The organism is Stieleria neptunia (assembly GCF_007754155.1).
In the GTDB taxonomy this organism is placed as follows: domain Bacteria; phylum Planctomycetota; class Planctomycetia; order Pirellulales; family Pirellulaceae; genus Stieleria; species Stieleria neptunia.
On the sequence record NZ_CP037423.1, the window covers coordinates 10,670,385 to 10,687,226 of the forward strand.

At 61.3% G+C, this 16,842-nt stretch carries 10 protein-coding genes; 9 read left to right on the plus strand and 1 reads right to left on the minus strand.

Annotated features, from left to right (window positions below):
- Complete coding sequence (locus tag Enr13x_RS36510) at positions 1–750, minus strand: hypothetical protein (RefSeq protein ID WP_145391843.1); 750 nt, start codon at positions 748–750, stop codon at positions 1–3.
- 317 nt (positions 751–1,067) lie between these two features.
- Here Enr13x_RS36510 and Enr13x_RS36515 point away from each other — a divergent pair, with 317 nt between their 5' ends.
- The 9 genes from Enr13x_RS36515 to Enr13x_RS36555 all read left to right on the plus strand — a co-directional run bounded on the left by Enr13x_RS36515 (position 1,068) and on the right by Enr13x_RS36555 (position 16,820).
- The gene (locus Enr13x_RS36515) at positions 1,068–1,898 is read left to right on the plus strand and encodes a hypothetical protein (RefSeq protein ID WP_145391844.1); all 831 of its coding nucleotides are present in this window, start codon (positions 1,068–1,070) and stop codon (positions 1,896–1,898) included.
- Positions 1,899–2,002: 104 nt separating this feature from the next.
- A complete protein-coding gene (locus tag Enr13x_RS36520) occupies positions 2,003–3,523 on the plus strand; it encodes a DUF1549 domain-containing protein (RefSeq protein WP_145391845.1) in 1,521 nt (506 codons plus the stop codon).
- Positions 3,514–4,824, plus strand: coding sequence for a DUF1501 domain-containing protein (locus tag Enr13x_RS36525; protein ID WP_145391846.1), 1,311 nt, complete (start codon positions 3,514–3,516; stop codon positions 4,822–4,824). Before Enr13x_RS36520 ends, Enr13x_RS36525 begins: the two co-directional genes overlap by 10 nt.
- The gene (locus Enr13x_RS36530; protein ID WP_145391847.1) at positions 4,821–6,473 is read left to right on the plus strand and encodes an EF-hand domain-containing protein; all 1,653 of its coding nucleotides are present in this window, start codon (positions 4,821–4,823) and stop codon (positions 6,471–6,473) included. The genes Enr13x_RS36525 and Enr13x_RS36530 overlap by 4 nt, the downstream gene beginning before the upstream one ends.
- Positions 6,470–7,549, plus strand: a complete 1,080-nt coding sequence (locus Enr13x_RS36535) for an AAA family ATPase (protein ID WP_145391848.1) — start codon at positions 6,470–6,472, stop codon at positions 7,547–7,549. The genes Enr13x_RS36530 and Enr13x_RS36535 overlap by 4 nt, the downstream gene beginning before the upstream one ends.
- Entirely contained in the window at positions 7,546–8,490 is a 945-nt protein-coding gene (locus Enr13x_RS36540) for a DUF58 domain-containing protein (RefSeq protein WP_145391849.1), read from the plus strand. The genes Enr13x_RS36535 and Enr13x_RS36540 overlap by 4 nt, the downstream gene beginning before the upstream one ends.
- Positions 8,491–8,563: 73 nt before the next feature.
- Positions 8,564–10,681 (plus strand): BatA domain-containing protein, encoded by a 2,118-nt coding sequence (locus Enr13x_RS36545; RefSeq protein WP_145391850.1) that lies wholly within the window; start codon positions 8,564–8,566, stop codon positions 10,679–10,681.
- Positions 10,678–14,277, plus strand: a complete 3,600-nt coding sequence (locus Enr13x_RS36550) for a DUF4175 family protein (RefSeq protein ID WP_145391851.1) — start codon at positions 10,678–10,680, stop codon at positions 14,275–14,277. The genes Enr13x_RS36545 and Enr13x_RS36550 overlap by 4 nt, the downstream gene beginning before the upstream one ends.
- Entirely contained in the window at positions 14,274–16,820 is a 2,547-nt protein-coding gene (locus tag Enr13x_RS36555) for a hypothetical protein (protein WP_145391852.1), read from the plus strand. The genes Enr13x_RS36550 and Enr13x_RS36555 overlap by 4 nt, the downstream gene beginning before the upstream one ends.
- The last annotated feature ends 22 nt before the right edge of the window (positions 16,821–16,842 follow it).

Consider the following 16,842-nt stretch of genomic DNA (forward strand, 5'->3'; position numbering starts at 1 on the left):
TCAAAACTCATCATTGAAGGAGAGCGTCGTCGACCATGGAATGACAATCCGCTGGGAGACTTCCTCATCCAAGCGATCATAGGATGAGATCATCCGGACCATCAATTCCCTACCGATGATCGCCGAACGTGCACCCGGCAGAGTCCCCAGGAATTCGGGGAGCACGCGGATGGCTTCCTCGGCGTTGCGACGTACAAGTCGATCGTCTGGCGCAGAAAGCGGAAGCGCGGCATGAATCGACGCGTCATCGTCGGGATCGAGAAAAAACACCACGCCGTAGTGGATGAAGGGGTAACCGCTCAGGAAGTGTTCGGTCAGGAGTTGCGGCGTCGCCCCCTCAGACGACATCGCTTGCACCTGTTCGGCGATCGATGCCGCCTCGAAATCCGATGGCGGCGCGTAGGGGTTCACGTCGTGATTCGGCAAACGGCGATCCGTCTCGATCGTCGCGGTACCGCAACTGACCGGTTCCACCATCAAAAATCGTTCGTTGATCTGCCGGACCCCGCCATCACTAAACCATTCGAACAGTGATTTCCATTGTCCGGTCCACGCCGAGTACAGAAATTGCAGCCCCATCAGTGCGGCGAAGATTGCAAATCCAAAGTCGGCCCAGTCCTCCGCACCACCGAGCAGTTGAAAGAGCGCATAGGTGAGGAACAGCAACCCAAGCAAGACCGCGGCCACGCGATAGGGCATTCGCGTTTTGCCAACTCGTCCGTCGATCGTCTCTCCCGCGTCGGTCGTCATTCGCGCTGATACCATCCCGCAAGGTTGTCACCGAGATTTTCATTCGCATCGATCGGTGCCGTTCGTTGCGATGGAGCCGGGCCACATTCTCACTGCGCCACGGACGCGGGTCAACGTTGGCGTGTGTTGCCGCCGGCAGCAAAGTCGCTTAGCGACGCACGGAAAGTATGTGGGATTGGCTTCCAGCCTGTCGACGCCGGCGGCGAAGTCGCAAACAGGGCAGCCCGCCGAAAAAACTTGACTTCGGGGGCGCAGGCTGCGACATTAGACAAATCATCTAATTTCGATCAGCCGATGCCTGCCGGGAGAGCCCCTTGATGGCCCGCCGCCCAAAGCCGTTCCACACCGTTGTCGTCGCTCTGTTTTTGCTGGCGAGCATTTCCAGCTCCATCGCTCAGCAACCCCCACAGCCGAAATCCGAGGTGATCCGCGACCGCTTCGCGGAGCTTGCCGAGCGAATTTCGATCGCGCCGGCCGGGCGATCACAAAATCCCTTCACGCGCCATCATCAACCCGCACTCAGCTGGAGCAATCCCGAGCGACAGACCCCGGCCGGCGCCATGTTCCTGTGGACCGCGTCGGGCCGCCCGCAGGTCGCGCTTTGCCTGTACCCCGACGGCGAACAGGTCATCGATCTGGAATTTCAATCGCTCAGCGAGCAAGCCCTGACCGCCGACAGCGACAACCAACTGCTGTGGCAGCCCGCCGAGCCCGGCGTCCGATGGCAGCCGATCGAGAAAGCTCCGCGTCCGGCCCGATCCGCGTTCCTGCGGTTGCGGCAGATGCGAGTTCTGGCGCGCGAGTTTTCATCGAAGCTGGTGCCGCCCAACAAGAACCCGATCGAATTGCGTTTGCTCGACACCCCCGTGTACCGCTACGAACTCGATCAACCGACCGGCGGAAAACTCGGTCGAGCAGATGACGAACTGATCGACGGTGCGGTATTCACCTTTGTCCAGGGAACCGATCCCGAAGTCCTGTTGCTGGTCGAAGCCCACCAGGACGGCGACCGGCAAGCGTGGCGATATGCGTTGGCACGGATGAGCATGGTGCCGACGCAGGTGCGGCACGGCGAGACGACCATCTGGGAAACCGACTGGGCGATTCAGCGGCCCCATACGCCATATTACGTCTACAAATCATTTTAATCCAAATAGTGCTTGACCAATATAGACTGTGCGTCTATATTGGGTTCCAGCAAACAAGCCGCAGCGCCGGCGCGATTGCACACCACGGGTGAAAGGACACTTCGATGAGCAAGTCAGTCGTTCTATTGATCTTCTTCTCGGTCGCCGCGGCTTGGCGACCGGTCGCGGCAGTCGCGGACTCCCACGGCGACACGCTTTCGCAGTGGATTGACCAGCGGGGTGAACAGCTCTGGGGCAAGCCGCCGGCGGCGTGCAGTGACCTGACGTTTGTCCGTCGCGTCTACTTGGACCTGGTCGGCCGGGTGCCCAGCGTTTCGGAGATCCGCGACTTTCAAACACTCGGCGATGACCGTCGCGAACTGTTGGTGAACGAATTGGTGTTCGGCGAGGGGCCACGACGGGAGGCATACACGCGGCTTTCGGCATCCAGTCTGGCGCGTCATTGGCGGAGGGTCTTGATTCCGCCGGGGACGGTCGTCAACGGTTCGGTGCAGGGGTTGGAGACGTGGCTGGAAGACGCGTTTCGCGAGGCGAAGCCGTACGATGAGATGATGCGTGAGATTGCGCAGATCCAGTCGCCCGATTCCGCCGGCGGATACTACCGGTTGGTCGGGGGCACGCCGGAATCCTATGCGGGCAATCTTTCGCGTGTGATGTTGGGCGTCCGTCTTGATTGCGCACAATGTCATGACCATCCGTTTACCGACTGGAAGCAACATGACTTCTGGGGTCTGGCCGCATTTTACAGCGACATCAACGGTTCGATCGACAACCCCGATGGATCGCAGCCGACGGGCAAGAGCGGCGAAATCCGATTCGAAGGCGAAACGTACCGGGCAAAGGTCTTGTGGGAAGACACGGCGATGGACGACGCCGCGCGTGCGCCCCGTGTTCGCCTGGCGCGTTGGATGACATCACGGGAAAACCCGAATTTTGCCGCGACGGCGGTCAATCGGTTCTGGCAATTGCTGGTCGGCCGCGGGCTCTACGCCGACATCGAGAATCTGGATCTGGCGAACGACGACGAGCGTGCGTTCCTGGATGATTTGGGACAAAAATTTGCCGACGACGGGTTTCATGTGCAGCGGTTGATTGCCGCGATCTGTAAAACGAATTGGTATGCCGCACGCGCGCTGTCGGAAAGTGATTCGGACGAGACCTTCCGCCGGGAACTCAAAGTCATCAGTCCCGAACAGGTGTTTGATTCGTTGGAACAGTCCCTGCATTTGCCGATCAGCCGGATCGATCCCGCGGCACCGCGCTGGACCGGCGCCCGCGCCCAGATGGTCAACCGGTTGGGCGAGGCGATCGGTGAAACACCGGAAGATTATGCCTCGGGCATTCCGCAAGCGTTGATGATGATGAACGGCCCGGTCACCTCCGACGCGATCGATTTGGACCGCAGCCGATTGCTGCGTGCGGTCGTCGAGTCGCCGTTTTTTGATGAGGACAAGCGGATCGAAACGCTTTATTTGGCCGTGCTGACACGTGAGCCGTCGGAGGCCGAAAAGCGATCACTGACCGAGTACTTGGACAACAAGCCGGACGAAACGACGCGCCGCAAAGCGTTCGGCGAAATTTTGTGGGCGCTCCTGAACAGCCCGGAGTTTGTGTTATGTCGATGACGCGACCATTCGAAACGTTTTCGCGACGCGAATTGTTTCGCATCGCCGCCGCTTCCCTGGGCGGGATCAGTTGTTCGCCATGGCTGCCCAAGCTGGCGATGGCGGCCGGGACCAAGCGTCCGCCCAAGGCCTGCATTTTGCTGTGGATGGGCGGCGGACCGAGCCAAATGGAGACGCTCGATCCGAAACCAGGACACCGCAACGGCGGCCCGACCGAAGCAATTTCCACCGCCGTGCCGGGGATCGAGCTGAGCCACAACCTGCCCGGTCTGGCAACCCAAATGAAGGACGTCGCTCTGGTACGCTCGATGAAGACCCGCGAGGGCGATCACGGCCGGGCGACGCAATTGATGATGACGGGTTATCGGCCGATGGGCGGCATGACCGACTATCCGGTGCTGGGGTCGCTGATCTCGCACCGATTAAAACCCAACGATTCACCGTTGCCGGGATTTGTCTCGATCGCGCCGTTTCGTTTTGGCAATCTGGGATCCGGGTTTCTCGGCCCGGACCATTCTCCGTTGGTCGTCTCCGGTGCCAGCAATGACCCCAACACCCGCGCCAATCTGACGGTCGAAAACTTGGACGTCGCCGGCGGCAACCCCGACGCGTTGCTGGAACGTCAAGGCTTACTGAACATGTTGCGCCAGGGTGCCCCCTCGTCGTCACCGGCCGCCGTCAAGCACGCTTCGGTCTACGACCAGGCGATGCGGATGGTGGAAACACGTGGCGAGGGGGCTTTTGAATTGGACGAAGAGCCGACGGAACTGCGGGACGCCTATGGCCGCAATCGTTTCGGTCAGGGTTGTTTGCTCGCGCGGCGGCTGGTCGAACGCGGCGTGCCGTTCGTCGAAGTCTCGTTGGATGCCGCCGGACAGGGATCCTGGGATTCCCATGTCAACAACTTTAGCGCGGTCAGTTCGATGTGCGAAGTCCTCGATCCGGCCTGGTCGACGCTGCTGAGCGACCTTCGCGACCGCGGCTTGCTCGATTCAACTCTCGTCGTCTGGATGGGCGAATTCGGACGGACGCCACGGATCAATCCCAACCGCGGCCGAGACCACTTCCCCGATGCTTGGAGCGTGGCGCTATCCGGCGGGGCGATCTCCGGCGGCCAGGTTTACGGCAAAACATCGGCCGACGGGATGGAGGTCAGCGACAATCCGGTCACCGCCAGCGATCTGTACGCCACGTTGCTGGAAGGCTTGGGCATCGACTCCGGCGGCGACAACGCGATGGGCGACCGGCCGATCCCGTTGGTCGACGAAGGTGGAACGCCGATTCGGGAGTTGCTCGGATGAAACATTCCCGTTCCGGCCAGCGAGCGGACCGGCCCGTCGAGCGGATGGCAACCGCGCTGTTGACCATCGTGCTGCTTTTTACCGTCCAGCTCCCGATCCTCGCGGTCGCCCAAACCGCGACCGACGCCGAGCCCTCCTCCGGCATGCACGACATGTTGCTGCTGTTGCCCAACGGCCCGCTGCATTTGCGTGTCCAGATCACCAACGAAGGAAAATCGCTCGAGCAAACGCGACAAGACTACCTCGATCGTTTGGTCACGACGCTGGACATGGACAAGGACGGAAAAGTCAGTCGCGAGGAAACGAGCAACCATCCGCTGTTCACCACCTCGCGTCGATTCCAAGGCAACGCGTTCCTCAATACGCTCCGCAATCCCCGCCCCTTCACCGAGCGTGAGCTGGCCCTGGCGGTTGATCGGGCGGCCGGCCAATTGGTCACCTACCGCCAAAACAACGCGTTGGCCGAACAGGATTTGAGTGTTTTTAGTGTGCTGGACCAAGACCAATCGGGATTGATCGACCGCCGCGAGATGCGGTTGGCTGCGGCCGGAATCGCCGAGCGCGACAGCGACTTCGACCAGTGCATCACCTTCGACGAATTCTTGTCCGAACCGGCCGAGATGATGAATGGGGTGATCGTCAACGCGATCGACCAGGAACCTCCCGGATCGGTGCACGCCGAATTGCTTCGCAATGCCGCCGAGCCGATCATGCCGGCCCGTCTGGTCCGCCGCTATGATCGTGACCGCGATGCGCACCTGACCGCCGACGAACTCGGCTGGAACGGTCCGCGAATCGCAGCGTTGGACGCCGATGGCAACCAACAATTGAGCATGCAAGAGTTAGCGAAACTCACCTCGGCACAGCCCGACCTGACCTTGAGCGTCGACTTGAGTGACACCGGCGGCCAGGCGATGAAAGTGCTCGATCAACTCGACGACGATTCCATCACCGCTCGTGAGGACTTGGTTCAGATCAAACACGACTCGGTTTCCCTGGGTGTCAGCTATCGCCATCGTGATCCGATGGCCGAAGCGATCTCCAATGCGTCGGATGCCTTCAACGCGATCGATGTCGACGCCAACGGTTATTTGGATCGGGACGAAATCATCGAACACCAACGGTTCGAACGGTACCTGTTTGACGCGATGGATAAAGACGGCGACGACCGAGTGTTTGCCGATGAAATGATGGCCTACGTCAAAGAGTACACCGAACCGGCATCGACGTCCTGCCAGGTCACGTTGTTGGACACCGGCAACGGGTTCTTTCAGTTACTGGACGTCAATGCCGACGGCAGGATTTCGATCCGCGAATTACGTCGTTGCGAACAGACATTGATGACGGTCGCGGGAGATCAGCCCCAGATCAATCCCTCTCAAATGACCGCCTCGTACCGCATCGAAATCAAACGCGGCGGCGTCAGCCTGTTCGGCCGCGTCGACCGACCGTCGGCCGAAACACCGGCCGCGCTGTTGGCACCGCCCAGCGGGCCGATCTGGTTCCAGAGAATGGATCGCAACGGGGACGGCGACCTGACCTGGGACGAATTTTTAGGACCACGTGACGTTTTTCACCAATTGGACCAAGATCAGGATCACCTGATCGACAAAGCCGAAGCCTCCAACGCAGACAAGCTAGCCGGATGAGTAGCACAACCGAAAATCGAACTTCACCCCAATTGTCCAAGGCACAGCCGTCCAACAACGGTCAGCTGCTTGACCAGGTGGACAAACTGCGTGAATCCCGCAGACAACTTCGTGAAGAAGTCGGCAAAGTCATCGTCGGCCAACAGGACGTCGTCGATCTGTTGCTGTTGGGGTTGCTCTGTCGCGGGCACGTGCTGCTCCATGGCGTCCCAGGATTGGGCAAAACGTTGATGGCGCGGACGCTGTCGTCGACGCTGGATTTGAAATTCAAACGCGTGCAGTTCACACCCGACTTGATGCCTTCGGATATCACCGGCACCGACGTGATCGAGGAGCAGGAGGGCGGCGGCGGGCATCAATTGAAATTCGTCCCGGGCCCGATCTTCACCAATTTCCTGCTGGCCGATGAAGTCAATCGGACGCCGCCGAAGACGCAAGCGGCCTTGTTGCAGGCGATGCAGGAACACGAGGTTTCGATCGGCAACACCACCTACGAATTGGATCCTCCGTTTTTCGTTGTGGCGACGCAAAACCCGATCGAGATGGAAGGCACGTACCCGCTGCCGGAGGCCCAAGTCGATCGATTCATGTTCAACATTCGCGTCCGCTACCCGACGATCCAAGAGGAAGCGGACATCATTCGCGGCACGACCGGGACGGAGACGTTGGAGCCATCGGCGGTGCTCTCCTCGGCCGACTTGCTGCAGTTGCAAGACATCGTTCGCAGCGTGCCGGTGTCCGACGACGTGATCATGTACGCGGCCCGACTGGTCGCGGCGACCCGGCCGCAAAAGAGTGACCGCGGCGCGACCGCGTCCGGAAACGAAGTCGAGATGGTGCGAAAGTACGTCACCTATGGCGCCAGCCCCCGCGCCGGCCAAGCGTTGGTGTTGGCCGGAAAAGCCCGCGCGGTTCTGGAAGGCCGCTACCACGTCGATTTTGCGGACATCGCGGCGCTGGCCCATCCGGTGCTGCGACATCGGTTGGTGCTGAATTTCCACGGCCGGGCCGACAACGTGGACTCCGATGACGTGATCGATGCGTTGCTCAAAGCGATCAAGGAGGACGTCTCTTGATCGCCACGCCCCAGCCCACGCAACGTTCCCAGTCGAAATCGGGCGGCGGGCACGATCGCCCCGACTGGCTCAAACCGGACGAACTGGCCCGACTCAGTTCGATCGAACTGCGCGCCCGCGGCGTGGTGGAAGGCTTTTTGCAGGGTCTGCACCGCAGCCCCTTCATCGGCTACAGCGTCGAGTTCTCCTCGCACCGCCGCTATGGCCCCGGTGATGACCTGCGGCACGTCAATTGGAAACTGTTCGCGCGTCAGCGAAAGTTGTACGTCAAAGAATTTGATGCCGAGACCAACCTGAATCTGTACCTGTTCGTCGACGCCAGCCGTTCGATGCAGTGCAAGGTCGAGGGGGCGATGACCAAGCATGAATACGCCGCAACGTTGGCCGCCGCCTTCGCCGCGTTGGCGATCAAACAACGTGACGCGGTCGGTCTGGGGCTGTTCGATGACGGCGTCCGCCAATACCTGGACCCGTCGGCCAAACCCGGGCGCTGGGAAGACTGTCTGAGTTTGTTGTCGACCCGTCCCGAATCGAACGTCACCGCGTTGTCCAAATCACTCGAACAGGCCGCCGCACTGGCCCGTCACCGGGGCGTCGTCGTGATCCTTAGCGACCTCGTCGACGGCGACGTCGAGGGCATCAAGAAAGGGCTTCAGCAATTGCGCCACCGCGGGCACGAGGTGATCGTGTTTCACTTGCTGGATCCCTTTGAACGCTACCTGGCCGAAAGCGGCCGCTATCGCGTGCTGGACATGGAAGGCCCCGCCGAACTGACGACGAACATGGAAAGCATTCGCGCGGATTACTTGAAGAAAATCGAGCACTGGTGCGATCAATTGGATGAAGCCTGCCTGCACCAGGGCGTCGATCGCATCGAGTTGACGACCGATCAGCCGCCGACCGCGGCGCTGGTCGATTATTTGGTGAAACGAGCGACGTGATCCTTTTGTCGCTCGTGGGTCCGCCGACGAGCAGCAGTGGTTAGACAAACGAGCGACACACAACAGTTTATCGATGAACTTCATTCAAACCGGATTCCTGATTGGCGGCCTGGCCGTCGCGATTCCAGTGCTGGTGCATTTGCTCAGCCGCTGGCAGGTTCGTCGTGTGGAATTGGGGACGATGCGGTTCTTGCAAGAGGTGATGCAGGACGGCGCCCAACGTCGCAGAATCCGTCGCTGGCTGTTGCTGCTGACACGCATGGCCACGGTCGCCGTGTTGGTGTTGCTGTTCGCCCGGCCCTACCTGCCCGAAACCATCCGTCGCGACGGAGATCGATTGCGCGTGATGTTGATCGACCGTTCGGCCAGCATGAGCATGCCGGGCCAAAGCGGACGTCTGATCGACGATGCCGTGGCGCAAGCGAAAGACGCTGCCGCCGAATTGGGGACCGATGCAACGATCCTCTGGGCCTGGTTTGATTCGAGCGTCGAACCCTTTGACGGCAACCTGACTCGCGTGTCGGCGCCCCGCAGCGTTGTGGGTGACACAAATTACTTGGCGGCACTCCGCTGGGCCCGTGATCGCGTCGCCGCGGATGACGACGCGATTGCCGACGTCGTGATCCTTTCGGACCTGCAACAGTCCGGACTCGCCTCGGACGCCTTGGAAACCGCGACGCTGAAGATGCCCAAGCATTTGCCCGTGCGGGTGATCGACGTGGGCCGACCGGCGGCGAACAATCTGGCCATCCAAACGGTCACGACGGCATCAAAACGACTTTCACCACAGCGTGACGTGATCGCCGACGCCACCCTGTTTAACTTCGGCACGTTGCCGATGGAAGAGATCCCGATGACGGCGACGGCGACCAACGGCCGTCGCAGTGTGCGATTAAAAAAGTCGATCAATCTGCCCGACGGTCAAGCCCAGGAATTGTCGTTCGACTTCGGCAAACTCGAACCGGGCACCTGGCAGGTCACGGTGCAATTGGATGTCGAAGACGACTTGGCGGTCGACAATCGGCGGATGACCGCTTTCGAAATCGCTCAGCCGGCATCGGTCTTGGTCATCGATGGCGGCTCGCGCGACGCCGCACAGTTGGCCGAAAGTTTTTATCTGGCTGCGGCGTTGCGCCAGACCCGTCGCGAGGCGGCGTTACCCGATGAAGTGGAAGTGTCCGCCGGCGACGGCCAAACCGCACCGCAATCGGGTTTGTTTGATCCCCAAGTCGTGTTCTTGTACGACGACGCGCTGCCCGAGATGCAGCCGCCGCGCACCGGACTGGTCGTGGTGACCGATAGCGGATCGCTTCCGCAGCGCGCGATCCAACGACTGGAATCCTACGTCACCGCCGGCGGAAAGCTGTTGGTGTTTGCGGGCGACGGCGGTGAACCAGGCGGTGGCGCCACAGCCGCATCCTCCCACACGGCGTGGCAACAATCGGGTTTGGCGCCGGGCACGCTCCAGATGCCGTTGCGCAGCGGTGCAATGCCGTTTCGCATCACCTCGGTCGAGTCGGCCGATTCGATGCTGTCTCCGTTTGCGGACCCGCAATCCGGCGACCTCGGTCGTCTGGCGTTCGATCAAATGCTGCCGATCCAACCCGCCGCACAGACCGACGTCTTGGCGCGTTTTGAAGGGGACCGGCCGGCGCTGACGCGACACCGATTGGGCCAGGGTGATGTCGTCTGGTTTCTCTCCAGCGCCGATGCCAGTTGGGGCAACTGGACGACCAGCCCGCTGTACCTGCCGTTGGTTCACCAAATGGCGGCCGACCTGTTGGATCTGACCGGCGAAGGAAAAATCCGTTACCGCTCGGTCGGCGATCGACGCGATCTCGTCGCGACGCAAGCCGCCCCCTCTGCGACGCCATCGGATCCGGCCACGCTGCGCACCGTCTCGGCGGGTTCGCGCGACGGGGAATCACTGACGTTCGGACAGATCGGGTTTGAGCAATCCGGCGGCGCGCTGTACGTCGTCAATTCAACGGCCAAGGAATCCGATCCGACGCGGATCCCGGTCGAACAATTCAGCGAACACTTTCAAATCACCCCGGCTGAACCGGGGACGAACGAACCGACCGAAACCGTCCAAGGCGAGCACAGGCACGAATTGTGGCCCTGGTTTGCCGCCGTGGCCGTCGTCTTATTGACCGCCGAGTTTTCACTTGCCAATCGGACCACCGCATGAACGCTCCCGACGTCGCCTTTCAAGTCGCTCGCCAATTCACGGCCCTGCGGCGCAGATACCTGACCGTTCGTCTTGCCACCGTGGTGAGCCTCGCGGTGGTGTTTTTGTTGGCCGTGTGGCTGTTGCTGGGCATGATCGATTACCGCTGGGAATGGCCGCAACACTGGCGGACCTCGACGATCCTGACCGCCGTCGGCATTGCCGGCGTGCTGCTTCTCTGGCAAGCGGTGTGGCTGTTTCGCCAGACCCGCCAACGACCGTTTGCGGGCACCGTGGAGCGATCCTTTGAAGATTTCGGCCAGCGGATTCGAACCGTCCTGGACACGGTCGACGGACGCGTGCACGGCCCCGAAGAAATGCTCACGGCGCTGGGGAACCAAACCCTCGGTCGATGGGAATCGGTCACGCCGTCGCGGCTGGTGCCCGTCCGTTCGCTGTGGCTGACCGTGCTCGCCTGCGCCGCCACCGCAGCCCTGCTGCTCGGGTTGTTCACCGCCGGCGGCGATTGGCGGCTGGCGATCCTGCGGGCGATCGGAATCGACCGGCCCTACACCCGTTTGCAGGTCACCCCGGGTGATGTCGCGCTGCTCGAAGGCACGCCCGTTGACGTGTCGTTGGAGCTGATCGGACGCACCGATCGGGACGTCCTGCTTCGCTACCGTGAACTCAGAGCGACGGAACCGGGCGCGCTCGAAACGGATTCCCTGCCGTCGCCGGAGGCCGAACAGTCCGTCGCCGCGGAACCCGAGTGGATCGAAAGCGAAATCCTGGCCGATTCGCCGCCGACCGACGACCGGCGTCAAACGTTCCGCACCAATCTTGGGAAAGCGACTTGGCCGATCGAATACCAATTCGTCTCCAGCGGGCAAACCACACCGATCCACCGGATTGGTGTCCAGCCACTGATCGAAACCGAACGGGTCGAGATCACCGTCCAGCCGCCCGAGTACACCGGATTACAACCGCGGGTGTTTTCCAAACCCGACCTGACCGTGTTGGAACGTTCCCTGGTCACCGTCACCATCGAACTGAACCATCCACTGAAAGAAGCGATCCTGGAAACCGGGCCCAAGACGTCGCAGCTCTCACCGACGCCGCTGGAATCACCAGCGGACCGGACGCGTTGGTCGTTTCCATTGCCCGCCGATCAAACGGTGCGCTGGCGGTTCTCCGGATCGGGCGCCGACGGCACCCCGATGGAACCGGTGACCGGCCGTCTGGGCATTCGTCGTGACGCCGCACCGTCGATCAGTTGGCGAGAACCGAGCGACGAAATCAGGGTGCACACGCTGGCCGAAGTGCCGCTGGGGGTCCAGGTCTCCGATGATTACGGAATCATCGAAGCCGGAATCGCATTCCAACTCGGTGGTGACGATGAATACGTGTTGACCGATTGGACACCGCAGTCCGAAGCTGAGGCTGAGGCTGAGACAGAATCGCTTGGTGAAAAGACGCGGTTGATGTTAGCCGAATTGTTGCCACTGGAATCGTTTGAACTCTCCGAACGCGACTACATCGCCTACTACGCCTACGCCGTCGACAACCGTCCCTGGGGGAACCATCGCAGCGAATCGGACGTGCGATACATCGACATCCGACCGCTGCGGCAGTTCTATCAAGAAATCGATCCGCCCGGCGGAAACCAAGGCGCCGGCTCGCGCGTCTTGGTGCGTCTGGACGAGATCATTCGACGCGAACGGTTTGTGATCAATCGAACCCGAAAACTGGTCCGCGGCGGGACCGACATGGCCGCCCAACTGGGAACGATCGATCGCTTGGTCGAAAACCAAAGTGAACTCGCCGACCTGACGCGTTTCCTGGCGGAGTTCTTCATCTCGCGCGGAAACGACGATGTCGAAGCGCTCAATCAGGCCGAAGCGGCGATGTTGCAAGCGTCCGATTCGCTGGCCGCCGGCTCGTTGGATCTGGCCCTGGTTCAAGAAGAAGAAGCGCTCCGCTCGCTGGCCGAAGCACGCCGCACGCTGGAGATCATCCTGACCAAACGGATGAGCCGCGCCCAACAACAGGCACTGCGGCGTCTGGCCCGTCAACTGCAACAGAAACTGCGTCGCGATCGCCCCGAGACCGAACGTGAATTGGCCGACTCGCTGAAACAAATCGCATCCCAGCAACGAAGCTTGGCCGCGGCCGCACAGAGGTCGATGTCCTCTTCCCAATCGGCAGGCCAGGGTCAATCCGGAAGCCCCCGAAGGGCCAGCGATGCTCAACGCGATGGCAATAGCGATAGCGAAACCGACAACGAAACCGACAGCGAAACCGAAACCGCGGCAGACACCCCGGCTGCCGCAGCGGAGTCCGCTGACGGCGAGCAGGCTGACGGCGAGCAGACCGACGGCGAGCAGACCGACGGCGAGCAGGCTGACGGCGAGCAGGCTGACGAGGGTCAGCAGTCGATGGCCGAAGACGACTCGCCGACCGCCCAAGAAACACTCTACGAGCAACAAATCGAATTGCTGGAGCGACTCGACGCGATCCGCGAACCCTTGGCGGAGCGTCTGGCGGAATCCGATTTGATGACCCGGCGGATGGACGAAGCCCAGGCGGGAATGGACGATCTGGCCACCCGGGCACGCGAGGGCGAATTCGAATCGATGGCCGCCGGGGGGCGAACCGTCAGCGACCTGATCGAAGAACTGGGGCTGCAATTGGAAGCGCTGTCGGCCGCCGAACCGGTGACGCGCGTTTCCTCGCTCCGTGATTTGACGAGCGGTCTGGCCGGCATGGAACATCAACTCGCCAGCAACAACCCACCCTCCCCGCGCGGCGGCGGCGACACGATGACGCCCGAACAGGAAAACAGGACCGAGCGGCTGGCACAACGGATGGCAGCCCGCAGCGAAACACTGGAAGAAGTGATCTCGTCGCAAGCGGACATCGGCGACATCGAAATGAGCGAGGTCAACGATCAACTGCAAAACTTCGCCGAAGAAACGCGCTTTCTGGAGCAACTCGAATCGACCCTCTCCGCCGCCGGGCAGGTCCGGGACGCCGAAGGCAAGACGGACGAATCGGTGGCGGCCGATGCGATGGAGCGGGCGGTCGAGTACGCCGCAGCCGCCAATCGACTCGAACGCCTCTACCAACAACTCGTCACCCCACGACTTGCCCGTCTGCGGCGGATGGAACAACAGGCGAACCAATTGGCCAATCAAATGGGAGGCAATCCGGGACGCGGTGAAAACAGCGAGCCCGAAACCGAACGAGCCCTGCGGGATCTGAAACAAGACCTGCGAGAGGAATCGTTGCGAGAGTTGGCCGAGATGCTCGAGGGCGGACAGGCGGAGGACAGCGATCCAACGCAGCAAGAAGGATCCCGTGACGGCGTCATGACGGGCGAGTTGGAGGCCGGTGGTGGTCTCACGTTCCGTAACCGCGATGCGGCCTCCGAGCGCGTTCGTATGGTCGCCGATGAGCTTCGCAAGCGGATCCAACACGTGATGCTGTTGGAGATCGCGGTGGACCGCCAGACACCGATTCCGTCGGAGTATCGAGACGCCGTCGACGGATACTTTAAAACGCTGGCGCGCGAGAATCCTCTCGAAATGGAATCGGCCGCTGGGGGAGAATCACGATGAGTGGCTTAGAAATCCTGGCAAACACCTATTTTTCATGGACATCACCGCTGTCCGCCCGGGGCTGGATCGGATTGGTCGCCGCCTGTCTGCTGCTGTGGTTCGTCTTGCGAATCTTCTGGGGACGATCGTTGGTCAGCGGCCGCACCGGATTGTTCGTGATCCGCGCCGCCGCGGTTGCGATTCTGATCGCGATCCTGTTGGGGCCGACCAAGATCGACGAACAGGCCGGTGAAACGACCCGCCCCTCGATGATCTATTTGTTTGATGGTTCGCAAAGCATGCAGCTCGGCGGTGAACGGAGCCGCTGGGACCAGGCACTCGGATTTGTCTCAGAAGCCCAACAGAGTGCCGGCCAAGCGTACTCGGGCGATGTCCAGGCCTTTCGATTCGGCCACCGGTTGTCGCCCTTGGTCCAACCGAGCGGTGCGTCGGCACAGTCTTCCGGCGCGGCACTGCCGAGGGCCTCGCAGTTGGCGGGCAAGCAACGTCTTGCCGAGCAACTGGACATCACCTTGGTTTCCGATCCCGGCGCGGTCGGTGCGTCGGAATCGATCGAGGGTCCCGACGCATCGGATTCACGCCTGGCCGACGCGCTTCGCCAGTTGATGCCCCAAGTCAGCGCCCAATCGTCTGCCGGTGTGGTGCTGTTGTCCGATGGGCGTGTGCGAGCGTCGGAATCGGTGGAACGACTTTCGGAGATCTTTGGCAAGTCCCAGGTGCCGATTCATGTGGTGCCGATCGGACAATCCGGGGGATCGGGCGACATCGCGATCGTGTCACTGGTCGTGCCGTCGCGGGTGCGAAAGTACACCGAGAACGAACTGCAAGTTTTCATGCGCAGCTTCGGCTATGCCGGTCAACAAACCACGGTCCGGATCCGACGCAAGGGTGGCCAGGGCGGTGACTTGGCGACGCTGCCGATCACGCTGTCCGGTGGTGCCCAATCGGCTTCGTTGATGTTTCGCGTCGACGAGCGTCCGGAGGACTTGATCGTTTTGGTCGATCCGGTCGAAGGCGAATTGACGCGGCGAAACAACAGCGTCGAGACGCGGGTGGAGATCGACCGGACCAAGGTCCGGGTGCTGTGTCTTCAAAACGGTCAAGTCTCCGGGGCGCAGTCGCTGCTGAGCCAGTTTTTGCCGATCGCCCCCGGCCCCTCGTCCGCTTCGACCTCTGGTATTTCGATTCAAACGGCGCTGCAGGCCGACGAAGACGTCGAGTGCACGACGTTGGTCAGCATGGGGGGGCAATCGTTGAGACGACTTTCGGCGGACGGTTTCAACCAATCCTCGGCGGGGTTTCCCCGCACCCGCGCCGAACTGTTTGCCTATGACTGCGTGATCTTCAGCGACGTCACGCCGGCGGTGTTGGAGGACGAACAACAACAATGGCTGACGCAGTGGATTGACGGTCGCGGCGGCGGACTGATCTTGACCGGCGCGTCGTCGCTTTCGGCTGACGGCTGGCAAGACTCGCCGATCGCGCCGCTGTTGCCGATCACCTTGGAATCGGCAGCGTCGGCGTTTCCCGTCCCCACCGCGGTCGACGTGACGGTCCCCAATCACCCGATCTGGCGGTTGATGATCGAAAAACACCTCAACGAACAGCTGATTCAGGCGTTGCCGGACCTGTCGATCGGACAAGCGGGTTTCAAACCCAAGGCCAACGCGATGGTTTTGGCCCAGCGGCGCGACGATCAAACGCCCGTGATGATTGCCCAGCGTGCCGGCCGTGGCCGCGTGCTTGTCTCCAACGCCTCGCTCTCGGGAACCGCACTGGATCGACTCTCCCAGACCTGGGGCGATCAACCGGAACGGGTGGCGGGAAAATTTTGGCGAAACCTCGTCTACTGGGCGACCGAAGAATCCTCGACGGGCCGACGCCGACTGGTCGTCCAGTCCAACCAACGGTTCTATCGACCCGGCCAGCGGCTTTCGATTCGTGCGACGGCCTATGACGAGGCCGCCAGACGATCACAGCACTATCGAATCTGGGCGATGTTCGAACCCGAGTCGCTCGATGACATGTCACTCTATTCACCCGTGCTCTGGCCCGACGACATCGTCCGTCAAAGCGGAGAAGTCGGACCGCGGATCGCGTGGGGGGAAGAACTACCGCTAAAATCCAATCTGGAAGAAGGCGTTTACCAACTGGATCTGATGCTCAGCGAAACGGCGGTCAGCGGTGACAGCGGCATGCGAATTGAGCTGACCGCGTACGAGGGGGCAGAACCCGAATCCGCCTTCAGCCATGGAACGCAAGTCGACAGCACGTCCCTGGCCATCCAGATCTTGAGCGACCCGTTTGAACAACAAAATCCACTTCCCAATCAGGAATTGATGGCGCGCGTGGCGGCAGTTTCCGGCGGTCAGGTACTGGACCAACCCGAACAATTGGGCGAGCTTCTGCGTGGACGCAAAGAATTTCGAGGTCCGCCGACCATTGATTCGACTCCGGCATGGAATCGGACGTGGCTTTGGCTAGGCTTAATCGGTCTGTTATCGACCGAATGGGTTTGGCGGCGAGTTTCGGGGTTGGCATGACGATTCACCTCTAGACACACAA

Bases quoted from the DNA above. Each gene is read 5' to 3' on its own strand.
- Enr13x_RS36520 (WP_145391845.1), top strand. From the start codon at position 2,003: ATGAGCAAGTCAGTCGTTCTATTGATCTTCTTCTCGGTCGCCGCGGCT.
- Enr13x_RS36535 (WP_145391848.1), top strand. From the start codon at position 6,470: ATGAGTAGCACAACCGAAAATCGAACTTCACCCCAATTGTCCAAGGCA.
- Enr13x_RS36545 (WP_145391850.1), top strand. From the start codon at position 8,564: ATGAACTTCATTCAAACCGGATTCCTGATTGGCGGCCTGGCCGTCGCG.
- Enr13x_RS36525 (WP_145391846.1), top strand. From the start codon at position 3,514: ATGTCGATGACGCGACCATTCGAAACGTTTTCGCGACGCGAATTGTTT.
- Enr13x_RS36530 (WP_145391847.1), top strand. From the start codon at position 4,821: ATGAAACATTCCCGTTCCGGCCAGCGAGCGGACCGGCCCGTCGAGCGG.
- Enr13x_RS36510 (WP_145391843.1), bottom strand. From the start codon at position 750: ATGACGACCGACGCGGGAGAGACGATCGACGGACGAGTTGGCAAAACG.
- Enr13x_RS36550 (WP_145391851.1), top strand. From the start codon at position 10,678: ATGAACGCTCCCGACGTCGCCTTTCAAGTCGCTCGCCAATTCACGGCC.
- Enr13x_RS36555 (WP_145391852.1), top strand. From the start codon at position 14,274: ATGAGTGGCTTAGAAATCCTGGCAAACACCTATTTTTCATGGACATCA.
- Enr13x_RS36515 (WP_145391844.1), top strand. From the start codon at position 1,068: ATGGCCCGCCGCCCAAAGCCGTTCCACACCGTTGTCGTCGCTCTGTTT.